A 13,983-nucleotide genomic window follows, 5' to 3' on the forward strand; every position below is an offset into this window, starting at 1 on the left:
AGTGAATACCGCAATGTTACCAACGTTTATCGCATTTTATTAAAGTCCCTTGCGAGTTACATGACGAAATAGCTGATCTGGATGTCATGATCGTGGCAATTGTTGATCACTGCCGAAGTCAATTCCCAGCGATTAAGACCAGACTCAGGTTCTGCGCCCTATTTCCGTCCCTTCTGGGAAAACTAATCGTTACAGCCTTAACCGGGTTGGAGAGCGTGCTGCAAATAGTACATTTCACATCATCGCCATCGGTCGTTTACGAACTGACGATAAAACGAAGGAATATCACAAATTGCCAGAGCATCGTTGGCATCGTTTTTCTGACAGCGGACAAAGACTTCACATATTGTGCAGGGAGCAGTCTAACTGGGTATCCCATAGCATTGAACGTTCTTCCCCAAAAATGTGAAGCCGAACGAGCCTCCATAGCGATTAGTGTTCCGGACTCGAATTGTCGAACGATATCCTGGAACGTGAGATTTTTCTATTACCCTGATCGTGTTCATGTGATATTACTCCCGGATTAATGCAGTTAGGAAAAGTATGGCACTGATTATTTTTCCATCACATCACTACAGAAGGCTGTTACGCACCATATGGACGATGCAGTCAAGATAAACAATGAGATTGAGTGCATCCAACGGACGATTTTACCATTCCACGACCAGTTCGATTACCGCATCGGTGACTTTTGATATCAATACCGGAGAAACATCCGCATCGTACTTCTCTTTGAACGCAGCCGTGATTTCCCGGGAGGTTATCCCTCTGGCATACAGCGCCGGGCTCTGGCTGTCCATTCCGGTAATGCGGGTCTGTTTTTTCTTACCAGTTGTGGGCCGAAGGAGCCATCACAATTACGCGGAGTACGTAATTCTGTCGAACCATTATTGGTGATGACTGTTTTCGTGGAAGACCCGTTACGGGAGTTGGAGCCTGATTTTTTTCATGCCCCACATGGTGAGTCAGTTCAGCGTTGAGAGCAGCCTCAACGCTGATTTTCTGAGCAGGCGAGCGAGCTGACTGAGAGCTTCAGGGGTTTTGAGATTTTTTGCCAGTTAGTTAGCCGGAGCCTGCAATTGTTTTTCGTCCATAAATTAACCTTCATTTGATGTCAGACTGAACATATCAAAATCAGGCAATTACACAAATTTATGTACAGGCGGTTAACGGGCTAATTTATTCCTAATTTCTTCTTTAGCCTCATTAAACGACTGATTAAATTCATTGTTGGTTTTTAATTTTGACAAAACAGAAGCACCTAATACTCTGCCTGCATCAACATCACTTTGCCAATGAGCACCGCAAATGACCCTGCTTTGCCCATAATCAAATCCTTTTTTCAGAATTTGTTCTGATTTTTCTGGCACCATTTCTGAAAGAATTAAAGCGAAACTCCATCCATTTGTAGAATGACCGGATGGATAAGAGCCGCTTTTTCTTAAAAATGGTTCATTTTCAGGCTCACAAGTGTGACTATTAAAAATGACAAACGGTCTCACTCGCATATAATGTTTTTTTGCAAATTCAGCGGCGTTATTATTATCCTTTCTTAATTTAAGTAAAAGTGAGTGTAGCTTTGGTGTGTTTTCTTTTGAAATTTTCACCCCAACTACAGATGAGAACTGAGAGCCAATTCCGTCATCAGATAAATCAACATCTTCTCTGGCCAAATCCCATCTTGGTGAATTAATCAGGCTTCTTCCGTAAAAGAAAGCTGCCTTATCCGTTAAAAACTGAGTTGAGGTATATTCAGGAGGGGGGGGGAGTAATTGATAACTATTGACAGCCTGTTCTGTCGAGAGAAAAGAACCATGATCTCCATATGGCTTAAATGCAAAACACAGCGACGGGAAAAACAACCCAATAACAAATATTTTTTTTATCTCTTTAAACATAAAGTTACCACTCAAAATCAAATATAAACATTATCTCTTAATTTGGATGAATGTATGCGGTGCATTCTGAATGCCCCACTTTTTTTTGCTTTTTCATACCCATCAAACTATAGCCGATTTTGCTAAGACAAATAAAATAATTTATAAAACAACCCTCATAAAAATATTCTTCTTATTCACAGTATAAAAACACAAAGTAGATTAAACTATAAAAAAACGATACTCTTTTTATGGTTCAAATTGGTATTAACACCGTCATTCGCACTTTGAAAAACTCATGCCGAAGCGAATAACATCTTCCCCGGTCGCTCATACTGATGTGGCGCGTAACTGCGAACTCGATGAGCAATGGAGCTTTATCGGTAGTAAAGCCCTCTGGTATGCATACAACACCAAAACTGGCGATGTTCTGTCTCATACGTATTGGGGTCGGTTCCGGCTGAGGGCGAAATGACACCCTAAGCTTTCGGCTCCCTGGGCCAAAGATATTCGCCAGTCAGCAGAATGTGAGCCCAGCCCAATGGGGATATGTGGGGAAGACATTCAGGGGGAACATCCAACCCTTCGTTCCGCCGCTCCGCGACGGCATGACCAAGATGGACGGTATTCCAGTAAATGATCACCGCGGTCAATAAATTGAGCCCGGCGATTCGGTAGTGCTGCCCCTCTGTCGTGCGATCGCGAATTTCCCCCTGCCTCCCGATACGGACCGCTACACCCTGTGTATCAAACGCTTTTATCAGTTGGATCATATCGGCAGTGTCGCGGCCAAGACGGTCAAGTTTCTTCACCAAAATGACGTCCCCTTCCTCCACCTTCATGCGTAGCAGATCCAGCCCTTCCCGATCGGTATGACTACCTGATGCCTTATCGGTAAAGATACGATTGGCTTTCACTCCCGCCTCTTTAAGCGCCTTGATCTGAATATCGAGGGACTGCTGGCTGGTTGATACCCGTGCGTAACCAAAAAGTCGCATAAAAATGTATCCTAAATCAAATATCGGACATATGGTGTCTGTTATAACAGAAAATCGATTTAATGGACATGGAAATGAAGCTATTTTTGTATGTCCGACAATTTATAACATTTCAGACAGTTAATTTGAGATACATTTATTTAACATGCAGAGGGATGTATGCAAAACAGAAAAAAAAGAATCAAAATATTAACTAACAATGAGGTAAATGAGTTATATCAAATCCCTGCATTTAGCCCGGCTGAAAGAGAAGAGTATTTCTCTTTAGATAAAAATTTACGCAGAAGAGTTAATAAGATAGCAAAAATAGAAAGTAGAATATACATGATTTTACTTATCGGATATTTCAGATATAAACCTGCGATTCCTAATCTTTCTGACACAAAAACGAAAAAAGACGTTAAGTATATAATTCAGCAATACTATCCAAAGATAGATAATGAAGTTGATATAACTATGTCTAAAAGAACCTTCATTGATTTTTGCCAGCCACTGCATTTCTGTTGCAGTAAATCTAAGACTTCCTGTTCTGCTGCCTACTTTTATCTGTAACTCATGCTGGCTCATCTTTTTGTTAAAGACTGAATATCCATCAGTCGTGATGGTTGTGGATAATAATACAGGGCCGGATATCTGCGGGAGGTGGCTGTTCTTATTATTTAAGGATAAACATGGAAAAACACGACTGAGCATATTCAAACCTCATATTTTGAATCCACTTTCTATTTTAAGGTAAATAAAACTGCCTTATATCAGGAAACGATACTTTTTCGATTTGAAAGAATTAATGCCACCAGAGTCACATGGGGAAGTTGTTGGGAAATGATTCCAATCATACACATTGAACGTCAAGACACTAGCTTCAATATCTGAAAACTATCATTAATTCTGAATTATATCTCTGAGTTTGCAGGCACTGACGAGAAAACGGCAACCGTCCCTGTAATAGCCTGAACTTGACTTGGGTAATCCAATACCAGTGTAGTAATTAGGATACAAGGCTCGGATGACATCATGGCGCAAGTCATTGAACCGACTAACGACGCCGGATATATGGTTGCGAACCAGATTTAGCCAGATCGACGCCGATGGCTTTTATCACGTTCATGATGTGGTACCTCTGAAAAAAACACTCAGCATAAGTGTGGCAAGACTAAATAGCTGCGCGGAATAGTAGATCACTTTGAGGGAACCAGAAAACGCACGATAAAAATTATGTCCGCTGGCTGACGGCCATACTGATACTGCATCGGGGCGACCGCGTCAGCGATGTTACCAGAACACTCTGCTGTGCCCATTCCTTCGTCGGACACTGGATTAACTGGTTCACGCTGTCGGGTGTTGCAGGGCTGAAATCATTACCTGCTAGACGAACCCGTAGCTGGTTACCGTCTGCGGGGCTTGTGTGGCGAAGAGTCGCGCCAACCCTGCGTATCCGTGACCCGCATAAAGATGAAAAGATGGCGGCAATCCACAAAGCACTGGACGAATGTAGCACAGAGTATCCGGTCTTTTATGAAGATAAAGTGGATATCCATCTTTATCCCAAAATCAGTGCAGACTGGCAGCTATGTGGACAACAGAAACGCATGGTGACACCGGGGCAGAATGAAAAATATTATCTGACCGAAGCGCTGCACAGCGGAACGGGCAAAGTCAGCTATGTGAGCGGCAACAGCAAAAGTTCGGCGCTATTCATCAGCCTGCTGAATCGGCTTAAAGCGACATACCGTCGGGCGAAAACTATCACGCTGATCGTGGACAACTACATTATTCACAAAAGCCGGGAAACACAGCGCTGGCTGAAGGAGAACCCGAAGCTCAGGGTCATTTATCAGCCGGTTTACTCGCCATGGGTGAATCATGTGGAACGGCTATGGCAGGCACTGCACGACACAATAACGCGCAATTATCAGTGCCGCTCAATGTGGCAACTGCTGAAAAAAGTTCGCCATTTTATGGAAATCGTCAGCCCATTCCCCGGAGGCAAACATGGGCTGGCAAAAGTGTAGCGGTATTAGGCGCTGCTATTTAGCGCTGAGAGAGGAGCATCCATCACATCACTACAGTATCCGCCAGTGTTCACCGGAAAAGAAAACACAGTGGCGACGACAATATATAACCCCCTGAAGGATAAATTTTAAGCAAAGATGAACGATCTGAAGCCTCATGCATCGCTGACGGATGTACTGAGACGTCTGCTGTCCTGGCCGAAGGAGAGGCGGACGAGTTACTGCATTCCCTTCATATCGGTTCCGCGAATAACTGAAAATCCTGATGTCGGGTGTTGCACTCCTGACATCAGGATCTCCGAGCCTGTTTAAGATTCTGTGTAAATGCCTTTTCTCAGAAGTGACCGTCCAGGCGGTCACCGAACTCGATAATAAAGCGGCTCATTGCCATTCGCCAGTCCTTCAACGGCATCGTCCATTTCTGGGACGCAGACTGGATTGCCAGCCACACCACTTTTTTCACCGAGTCGTCTGTCGGGAACACTTTACGCTTTTTGAGCGCATGGCGGATCACGCTGTTTAGCGACTCGATGGCATTCGTCGTATAGATCACTTTGCGGATGTCCGTTGGATAAGCGAAGAACGTGGCAAGATTCGGCCAGTTAGCCTGCCAGCTTCGGCTTATCTGAGGATAGCGACAGTCCCAGGCCGCAGCGAACGCTTCCAGTGCCTGCTGGCCTGCCTCTTCCGTGGGAGCCTGATAAATCGCTTTCAGGTCGCGAGTGACGGCTTTGTAGTCCTTCCATGACACGAAGCGCAGGCTGTTGCGCACCATATGCACGATGCATAACTGGATGCGGGCCTTCGGATATACTGTGTTGATGGCATCCGGGAAGCCTTTCAGGCCATCCACACAGGCGATGAGGATATCGTTCAGACCGCGGTTTTTCAGTTCAGTCAGCACATTGAGCCAGAACTTCGCCCCTTCATTTTCGGCCAGCCACATACCCAGCAGTTCTTTCTGACCTTCGATATTGATGCCCAGTGCCAGGAACACCGATTTGTTGATGACGCGACTGTCCTGCCGAACTTTCAGGACGATACAGTCAAGATAAACAATGGGGTAAACAGCATCCAGTGGTCGGTTTTGCCATTCTACAACCTGCTCCATCACGGCATCGGTAACCTTTGATATCAGTGCCGGTGAAACATCTGCGTCATACAGTTCTTTGAACGCAGCAGCTATCTCACGGGTGGTCATCCCTTTGGCATACAACGAGAGGATCTGGTTATCCATCCCGGTAATACGGGTCTGATTTTTCTTTACCAGTTGTGGTTCGAAGGTACCGTCACGATCGCGCGGAGTACGCAGTTCCAGTGGACCGTCGCCTGTGATAACGGTCTTTGTGGAAAAACCGTTGCGGGAGTTAGCTCCTGGTCTGGACTGATTTTTCTCATACCCAGGATGGTGTGTCATCTCTGCATTGAGAGCGGCTTCAACGCTGAGCTTTTTCAGCAGCCGATCAAACTGACTGAGGTCTTCAGGGGTTTTGAGGTTTTTGGCCAGTTCGTTAGCCAGAGCCTGTAACTGTTTTTCGTCCATAAATTAACCTTCATTTGATGCTGGATTGAACATATCAAAATCAGGCAATTACACAAATCTATGTACAGGCTCCATTATTCGGCAACTGGAGCGCGCTGTCAGGCTGAATATGGCAACGGATGAGGAACGCGCACGACTGGAGTCATGGGAACGCTACAGCGTTCTGGTCAGTCGAGTGGGCACCGCAGCTCCTGACTGGCCGGATAAACCAGAGTGATTAATGAGGCCCGGGGATTCGGGCCTGCGTTTTTCCGGAATCAGTCCGGTCTGCGGTTTATGCGATGTGATTATGAATGGTGCAGGCGTGAGCCGTTTTCAGGCAATCGCAGGGCCAGTACCTCGTCAGTCAGCTGACGGTAAATCTCCGTTTCTATCTCCTCCATTACTCGCACTCCGGCCTCCCTTTCCGCATCACCATCACCGCTCAGACCCAGCGCCGAAAGCCGCTCTGCCAGCCGATGAGGATATTCCCTCTCCAGCATCTCATACTTCTTCTCCTCCGCCCGCGCCCAGCGCTCTGCTTCCGTTCGTTTCAGTACTGCATGCCACGGAGACCACCGCGCAAACCACTCCGCAAATTCTCTCTCCTCACGGCTGAGGACGCGCACAAGCGCGCTACTCAGGTCATCCTCTGTCACTCCGGATACCCCGTAGAACCGCATTTCACGCACCGCGGTGCTGAGCTCCAGTTTCTCCGCCAGCATCGTCTGGAAAGCAAGACTGACTTCTATCTCATCCACAAAATGCAGCGTTCTGACTTTCTCCCGGGCTATTTCTTCCAGCACTTCCAGACGGTACATTTCACGGCCAAGGCTGAGCAGTCCTGTCAGGTCGCTGTCGAATTCCCCTTCCGAAGCCTGATGAACACGGTACGTTTTCTGCAGGTTATTCCACGTCAGGGCCACACGGTCTTCACAGCTCCGCGTCGCATCGGCGGCAACGGCAAAACACTGCTGGCGGAGTGCTTCAGACATGCTGAGTTTTTCCAGAAATTCACTCACCTGCTGAGCGAATCCCGGGGCATTGCGTGCCGTCACTGTGTCTGCAAGACGGTCGAGGAAGGCGGAGAAGGTGGCTGCGTTCTCTTCGTCTGTAAATGCCGCCCATCTCTGGGATACCTCAGACCGGAGGGACTCCGGGAACCATGCAGCCACGGCTTCAGGGAGGGAACGGACTGGCGTATGCTGCTGCCCGTCGCTCATGGAGAAGTGGATCTGCGGGCCACGGTAGTTTAGTCCCGTAGTTTGCCGTAACAGCGTTTGTCTTGTCCGTGAAGACAGGGGGTTATCGGAGATAATGACCGTACTCTCAGGACAGAGGCTGAGTATGTTTTCCGGAACAGTGGTGAGCCGGTTGTGGTTAAACCAGTACACTCTCGCGCCTGAACGGTGTCCCGCAGGGAAATCTGGCAGACTTTCCAGCGCATTATGTTGCGCATTGACCGTTTCCAGCGTTGCAGGTAGGGAGGGGAGTGTGGTTAGTTGATTATCACATATATTAAGATACTCCAGCGATGCTGGCAGGCCGGAGAGGAGGGAGATATGGTTATGGCATACATTAAGTATTTTCAGTGATGCCGGTAATTCAGGAAGAGCAGAGAGTCGGTTGTAGCTTATATTAAGATTTTTCAGTGATGCGGGCAGCTCCGGGAGTTCGGACAGAAGATTATCGGAAACATGAATCTCTTTCAGTGATGATGGCAATTCGGGCAGTATGGACAGGCGATTCCCTCCTGCACTGAGTACTTGCAGCGAAGAAGGTAATGCCGGAAGCATGGTTATCCGATTTCTTCTGACCGCGATGTCTTCAAGAGATGAGGGCAGTTCAGGAAGCATGGTCAGACGATTGCCACTCACGTAAAGGACTTTCAATGATACTGGAAGTTCAGGCAGTACCGATATCTGATTTCTGTAAGCATGGATCTCTTCAAGAGACGATGGCAGTTCAGGAAGTGTGGACAGGCAATTGCCTCTTACGTCAAGTACTTTCAATGACCCCGGCAATTCAGGGAGAGTCTCCAGTTGATTAAACGATGCCTCTATTTTTTCAAGGGAATAAGGTAACCGGGGAAGTGAAGTTAAGGCATTGTTGTCAATTTTAAGTGACATGACATGCTCAGGCAATGACGGCAGAGAAGTCAGATTTGATGCCGATAAATCCAGATGGCTTTCATTATTCTCCAGGCACAGCTTTAGCCGGCTAAAGGCTAACGCCCTGTTTTCACCGGGGGCGCAGCTTTCAGCCCATTCCGTCCACTCAGAAAGATACTGCTCCCTGATAAGTTGAGTCTCTGCAGGCTGTGGGAAAGAAAGACGTCCTGTTGATGAATGAGAGGAAGGAACAGATGGCATGGTAACCTCACCTGAGTCAATGGATGCTAAAATGATATATTGTTAATGCTATAATGGAATGCTGTTGGAAGGAGTGTTACCCAACATTCTAATATACTGAATTTACTTTGTATTTTAAGGTAAAGAAGCCTGACTTATATCAGGAAACGATACTTTTTCGGAAAGTTAGAGTTCTGTGGCTTGACGTATTCGTCAGGTATCTGGAGTCATGCATTTAACATAAAATACATTATGCGCACCTTCGTTTCGTGAAATCGGAATCGACCTTCACCTATTTTGAAGCCACCCGGGGCTATCTGGAAAAGCATGGCAAACCACTGGCATTGGAAACTGATGATCTGACAGCATTTTTCACGTGGCGGGAACCCCGTCGTGTGTCAAAATCCCTGACGGTGCAGTATGACAAAGTTCTGTATCTCATTGAAGACAGTGAGTTAAGCAGAAAGGCTATCGGGAAATATATCGAGGTCTGGCATTACCCAGATGGTCGTAAAGAACTCCGCCTTAATGGCGCTGTTCTTCCCTACTCCACTTATGATCGCCTTTCAGAAATCGACCAGGGAGTTATCGTTGACAACAAGTGCCTCGGACGCACACTTGAGTTTATCAAACTGGTTCAGGATAAACGCGACAACAACCGTTCACAGGCGATCCCATCCGGTGATGGTCCTTCGAGGCGGCGCAGAAAACTAACAGACAAAAAATCCCAGCGGTCACTGAACGGCGACGACATGTTAGAAGCGTTGAAGACGTTGCAGTCACGTTCTGGAGAGATTTTCGGTAAAAGGAAATAGTTTCAATGCTGTGATATATAAAGGAAATGTGGAAAAGTCGGAGTAAATTATGCTAAAGAGGCTGCTGCGGAAGATATTTTCGCAGCAGCCTTTTCAACATATGGACATTTCTAGCGAGCATTTGAAAACCATAATCTCGCTTAGGGCCGTGTCCACATTACGTGGGTAGGATCAGATTACCATGGCGGCTCTCGCAGCGGAGTTTTTCACTTTGGATGAAGTTAACCGACTCAAGATTATCCAGGATGTTATCGATCGACGTCTGACAACGCAGATGGCCGCACAGCGCCTGGGCATTTCCGATCGCCAGTGTCGGCGTCTTCTTTCACGTTATCGCGAGCATGGTCCGCTTGGTATGGCTAATCGTCGTCGCGGAAAACCCAGCAATAATCAACTTCCGCAAGGCCTTAGACATGTCCGCGCTATAGTCTCACCACAGCGCGATCACTGCTTGCAAAGGATGAGACTCATGACGGCATACGTAAGCATGGTAAACCTATCGCATTTTACAGCGATAAGCTCGGCATTTTCAGGGTAATTTATCCAACCTCTGACTACTCAGATGACGGTTTTCAGAGGTTGCCATCTGTTAGTGCTAATCAAGGTGTGCTTTCATTGACATAATCTTCGTTTTAATTCTATCTGAAGCATAGCGTAATGCCCTATCATCATTTTTTATTGCCAACATAACTATGTCTTCGTTATCTCTTAGCTCTGTTGATGCAAACTTTAAGGCCAGACCATTTTGTATTACAGCTGTCGAAACAATCCTCATGTTATTTCTAAGACTATCAGAGGCATATTCTAATGCTTGACCTTTCTTTTGAATAGCTTGTAAAACAATTTCCTCATTATTTTTTATCCTATCTGAAGCATACATCAAAGCATCGCTATCTTTTTGAATAGCTTCTTGAATAAGACTTTCTTCATCTCTTAATCTTTTTGAGGCAAACTCTAAAAGAGCACTATCATTTTTAATAGCATTACGCATAATATCACTATTACGTAATTCCTCTGATGCATATTTTATGGCATAAATATTATTATTAATCGCACTGCAAACGAGAGACTTATCATTTTTTAATCTATCTGAAACATATTGTAAAAACAATCCGTCTTTTCTGATGAGCGGAAAAACCAATGTCTCATCATCTCGATATTGCTCAGAAGCATATTTTAGTGATTGTTCATCATGTTGCATAGCTAATAAAACAACGGAGCGGTCGTTTTTTAGTCTGGTCGAGGAAAATTGTAATGCATCGGAGTTATTTTTGACTGCCTGTTGAACTATTTCAAGATCGTCTTTAAAGTTATCAGGAAGATAAGAAAGGGCGAGGCCATTTGTTGAAACTAATTTCAATGCAAGCGCTCTTTCATTTTTTACTTTTTCAGGTACATGTCCTAATATTTTTAAATTATCAGGCATTGCCTCAATAATTAATTCTTCATCCTCTTTTAACCGTGAAGATGCGAAAAAGAAAGCATCCGCACATTCTTTTATTGCACTTAACATTTGATGCTTGTTATCAAAATCGGAAGATGTCAATTTCAACCCCTTTACATCAGTAAAATAGACACCTACATCTTTAGAAAAAAAATGCCGAGGCACTTTTATTTCTGGTCTAAAAATTCCGTTGATTAATTTATTCATTCCATCTACGGTGTTAATAGAAAGTAATTTCTCTTTATCATCATCTGGTATATTTCGGAATAGTTTTATAAGAGACATTACTAATCCTGTTTTTATATCTTTTCCTATGAACATCGTTTCTTTATTTTCTATATTTCGCTCCGATAGGTAATTATAAGCTTCTTCACTCAACCCCTTGATATGCGTTCTGACATTACCAGTCTGATTCAGAATTTGATCCTGTAAACTCCCCCATGCGATCTGTGTAAATACTGGGTTGTCAAAATCAACAGTATATATATACTTACCAAATCTACTTCTGTTTTTCTTCCCCCCTTCTCCAGGTTCAAGAGAAAAGAATACGAAATCATCATTGCCAATTTCGTTGATATCGTCTGGTTCCGTATGATTTTTTTCAAAGTCTATAGCACGTTGTTCTAATTTCTTCCGAGAAAACAGCTCCATTGTATTGTTTTCATTTGTAATTATTGCATTTGAAGCATGTGTGGCGGTAAACTTCATCTTAAGCATTCGATCAAAAAAAATCGTCTCTTTCTCATTAAGCGGCGTTAGATCTCGGTAAAGCTTTCTAATGTTATCCGTCGATAGTTGCCGCATGATTTTAATTCCTGTCGATGACATTTCCATCTCTTTCCATGCTTTTCCTGTAGAAAACATGTGAGAATATGCTTTATCAGCCACAGAATTTCGTATGGTTTTTGTTATAATGTTTGACGCTAAGTTTTGTTTCTCTAGTAAACTCTTTTCATTTATTACAGGTTGTATCATATCATTCGCAACGCTTTGTATTTTTTTTTGTATTTTTTTTTGTATTTTTGCCTTGCTTTTATTTTCAGTGATATTTTTACTATACACTGACATGACGTTATTCTGCGTATTTTCAATTGGCATAAATAAATCCTTTCATTGTATATGGTTGTGAAATAAAGACAGAGCTAATACTATTATTTAGCATCGAATAATGTTTTAAACTTAGTTACTACCGGTATCATATTACTAAAATATTCTCTTCAACAGAGATTAGTCTAAATATCTGTGCCAAATATCGCTACATTTTTGCCAGGACATGTTTTCCTAAAGGGGAACAAACTGGAGGTGATCATAAAAATACCTTATCTTTTCAACAACTCTGCATCTGCATAGCCAGTAAGCCCGGATGCTGAATACAGGTCAGCCGCTCGCTGAGACCAACTCTACACCTATGCCTGTTCTCTACGGTCAGCTTCCATACCTTTCAGTACAGTATGTCAGGGTTCCTCCTGTGAAAACCAGTATGCCAGCATCTTACAGAAAAATAACATACAGAGGCCCGTTTCCGGGGATTTCATGGTAAGGATTGGTCGGATTTTAACCAGCCAAATAATACAGTCAACCTGAGAAGAGTGAAAATACGGCAGGTCAAGTACCAGTTCGGTAGAATAACAGTGCTTTTCATGCAACTTATTGATTTTAAGTCAAATTAATAACTAGTTATTAGCCATCTGTAGTTGTACAATAATAAGTACAACAAAGGAGATTAACATGCGTACCATCAGCTATAGCGAAGCACGCCAGAATTTATCTTCAACGATGCTGAGAGCTGTTGAAGATAACGCCCCAATTCTGATCACTCGTCAGAACGGAGAGGCTTGTGTTCTTATGTCGCTCGAAGAATATAACTCCCTCGAAGAAACTGCGTATCTTCTGCGATCCCCTACTAACGCCCGGAGGTTGATGGATTCAATCGATAGTCTAAAATCAGGAAGAGGCACGGAAAAGGATATCATTGAGTGAAACTAACCTGGTCTGAGGAAGCGTGGGACGATTATCTGTATTGGCAGGAGACGGATAAGCGCATGGTTAAAAAGATCAATGAACTAATCAAGGACACCCGTAGAACTCCGTTTGAAGGTAAAGGAAAACCAGAGCCCTTAAAGCATAATCTCTCGGGCTTTTGGTCCCGACGAATTACAGAAGAGCACCGGCTGGTATATGCAGTCACTGACGATTCAATGCTAATTGCGGCATGCCGTTACCACTATTGAGGCCGCGCCAAAGACAGTTGCTCTTTCGTCACGTATTGTCAATGGATGCCTCTATCTGTTCCCGCAACCCCGTATCGTATGCCACAGCTTCATGTTCCCGTTTAAGTGCCGCCGACCTGTCCGGTCTGGGGGGGCGGTTCTGACTCTCCAGACTATAATTGGAAGCATCAACGTCAAACTGCGCGATCCCGACGTCTTTCGGGTAAATGACCAACGTTTTCAGCTTTTGAATAACCGGATCTGACAACTGCGCTGCCAGAGGTCGTTTATTTAACCCGAACTTCACTGTTAGTGCCCTCCTCCGGACGTACCCACTACGTGGGCCGCACGGACAGCATTGGCCTCAACCTGACGGTGCAGCGTGGTGTGAGCCTTGCTGCGATACCCTGCGGGCTTAACGCGATGCCGACGCATAAATGACTCTGACGGCCTGTTTACGTGGAGATACACCATAACATCCAATCATACTTCTGACAGATAGCACATTAGTTACAACATACTATTCTTTAACAAAAACCCCCGAATATCTTGGTTTGAGACCTCGTGATTTTTTAGGGGATCGTTAGGGCATTGTGGTGGCATGACGCGGGGGTTTTGATGAGCTTCCATTAGAATGTTGTAACTAATTATAGTCCGCCGGAAGGCGCTGAGTAAGAATCACGGTAATTCAGGATCTTCGTTTACCTGTAATCTCATAAGTACCAGCAGACTCAGGAAGAATAGTCTCCCCGGA

At 44.6% G+C, this 13,983-nt stretch carries 8 protein-coding genes and 11 pseudogenes; 9 read left to right on the plus strand and 10 right to left on the minus strand.

Annotated elements, in window-relative coordinates:
- Positions 1-286: pseudogene (locus C1192_RS23995) on the plus strand (IS110 family transposase); the annotation flags it as partial.
- Here the strand turns inward: C1192_RS23995 and C1192_RS25770 are convergent.
- From C1192_RS25770 to C1192_RS24010, 3 genes and pseudogenes are all read right to left on the minus strand, one after another.
- A pseudogene (locus tag C1192_RS25770) lies at positions 285-466 on the minus strand (IS110 family transposase); the annotation flags it as partial. The pseudogenes C1192_RS23995 and C1192_RS25770 overlap by 2 nt on opposite strands.
- A 121-nt stretch (positions 467-587) precedes the next feature.
- Positions 588-1,058: pseudogene (locus tag C1192_RS24005) on the minus strand (transposase); the annotation flags it as partial.
- A gap of 108 nt (positions 1,059-1,166) precedes the next feature.
- Positions 1,167-1,898, minus strand: coding sequence for an acid phosphatase (locus C1192_RS24010; RefSeq protein ID WP_038356023.1), 732 nt, complete (start codon positions 1,896-1,898; stop codon positions 1,167-1,169).
- Positions 1,899-2,137: 239 nt separating this feature from the next.
- Here C1192_RS24010 and C1192_RS24015 point away from each other — a divergent pair.
- Positions 2,138-2,331: pseudogene (locus tag C1192_RS24015) on the plus strand (IS1 family transposase); the annotation flags it as partial.
- Between the two features lie 25 nt (positions 2,332-2,356).
- Here C1192_RS24015 and C1192_RS25775 read toward each other — a convergent pair.
- Positions 2,357-2,611, minus strand: a pseudogene (locus C1192_RS25775) (Tn3 family transposase); the annotation flags it as partial.
- A pseudogene (locus tag C1192_RS25780) lies at positions 2,603-2,875 on the minus strand (recombinase family protein); the annotation flags it as partial. The pseudogenes C1192_RS25780 and C1192_RS25775, both read right to left, overlap by 9 nt.
- Positions 2,876-3,034: 159 nt before the next feature.
- Here C1192_RS25780 and C1192_RS24025 point away from each other — a divergent pair.
- Together C1192_RS24025 and C1192_RS24035 are read left to right on the plus strand one after the other, a co-directional pair.
- Entirely contained in the window at positions 3,035-3,427 is a 393-nt protein-coding gene (locus C1192_RS24025) for a DUF4158 domain-containing protein (protein ID WP_038356022.1), read from the plus strand.
- Positions 3,428-4,071: 644 nt separating this feature from the next.
- A pseudogene (locus C1192_RS24035) lies at positions 4,072-4,887 on the plus strand (IS630 family transposase); the annotation flags it as partial.
- 334 nt (positions 4,888-5,221) lie between these two features.
- Here the strand turns inward: C1192_RS24035 and C1192_RS24040 are convergent.
- Positions 5,222-6,430: an IS256-like element IS1414 family transposase gene (locus C1192_RS24040; protein ID WP_103194764.1), complete on the minus strand. Its 1,209-nt coding sequence runs from the start codon at positions 6,428-6,430 to the stop codon at positions 5,222-5,224.
- Positions 6,431-6,500: 70 nt separating this feature from the next.
- Between C1192_RS24040 and C1192_RS24045 the strand changes: the two are divergent.
- A pseudogene (locus C1192_RS24045) lies at positions 6,501-6,647 on the plus strand (tail fiber assembly protein); the annotation flags it as partial.
- A 70-nt stretch (positions 6,648-6,717) separates the two neighbouring features.
- Here C1192_RS24045 and C1192_RS24050 read toward each other — a convergent pair.
- Positions 6,718-8,391 (minus strand): NEL-type E3 ubiquitin ligase domain-containing protein, encoded by a 1,674-nt coding sequence (locus C1192_RS24050; protein WP_441006753.1) that lies wholly within the window; start codon positions 8,389-8,391, stop codon positions 6,718-6,720.
- Positions 8,392-8,670: 279 nt separating this feature from the next.
- Positions 8,671-8,781: pseudogene (locus C1192_RS25785) on the minus strand (hypothetical protein); the annotation flags it as partial.
- A gap of 350 nt (positions 8,782-9,131) precedes the next feature.
- Between C1192_RS25785 and C1192_RS24055 the strand changes: the two are divergent.
- Positions 9,132-9,575 (plus strand): annotated as a pseudogene (locus C1192_RS24055) (ISNCY family transposase); the annotation flags it as partial.
- Between the two features lie 181 nt (positions 9,576-9,756).
- Positions 9,757-9,984, plus strand: a pseudogene (locus tag C1192_RS24060) (helix-turn-helix domain-containing protein); the annotation flags it as partial.
- Positions 9,985-10,170: 186 nt separating this feature from the next.
- On the opposite strand, the gene C1192_RS24065 reads toward C1192_RS24060, so the two are convergent.
- Complete coding sequence (locus C1192_RS24065; RefSeq protein WP_052463078.1) at positions 10,171-12,117, minus strand: DUF4116 domain-containing protein; 1,947 nt, start codon at positions 12,115-12,117, stop codon at positions 10,171-10,173.
- A gap of 630 nt (positions 12,118-12,747) precedes the next feature.
- Between C1192_RS24065 and yefM the strand changes: the two genes are divergently transcribed.
- Both yefM and yoeB read left to right on the plus strand, forming a co-directional pair.
- Positions 12,748-12,999 (plus strand): YoeB-YefM toxin-antitoxin system antitoxin YefM, encoded by a 252-nt coding sequence (gene yefM / locus C1192_RS24070; RefSeq protein ID WP_038355929.1) that lies wholly within the window; start codon positions 12,748-12,750, stop codon positions 12,997-12,999.
- Entirely contained in the window at positions 12,996-13,250 is a 255-nt protein-coding gene (gene yoeB, locus C1192_RS24075) for a type II toxin-antitoxin system mRNA interferase toxin YoeB (protein ID WP_038355928.1), read from the plus strand. Before yefM ends, yoeB begins: the two co-directional genes overlap by 4 nt.
- 28 nt (positions 13,251-13,278) lie before the next feature.
- On the opposite strand, the gene C1192_RS24080 is transcribed toward yoeB, so the two are convergent.
- Complete coding sequence (locus C1192_RS24080; protein WP_052463077.1) at positions 13,279-13,536, minus strand: hypothetical protein; 258 nt, start codon at positions 13,534-13,536, stop codon at positions 13,279-13,281.
- Positions 13,537-13,983 lie beyond the last annotated feature (447 nt).

It is taken from the genome of Escherichia marmotae (genome assembly GCF_002900365.1).
Classification (GTDB): domain Bacteria; phylum Pseudomonadota; class Gammaproteobacteria; order Enterobacterales; family Enterobacteriaceae; genus Escherichia; species Escherichia marmotae.

Coding starts and splice junctions, on each gene's coding strand:
- C1192_RS24010 (WP_038356023.1), bottom strand. CDS start 1,898: ATGTTTAAAGAGATAAAAAAAATATTTGTTATTGGGTTGTTTTTCCCG.
- C1192_RS24025 (WP_038356022.1), top strand. CDS start 3,035: ATGCAAAACAGAAAAAAAAGAATCAAAATATTAACTAACAATGAGGTA.
- C1192_RS24040 (WP_103194764.1), bottom strand. CDS start 6,430: ATGGACGAAAAACAGTTACAGGCTCTGGCTAACGAACTGGCCAAAAAC.
- C1192_RS24065 (WP_052463078.1), bottom strand. CDS start 12,117: ATGCCAATTGAAAATACGCAGAATAACGTCATGTCAGTGTATAGTAAA.
- yefM (WP_038355929.1), top strand. CDS start 12,748: ATGCGTACCATCAGCTATAGCGAAGCACGCCAGAATTTATCTTCAACG.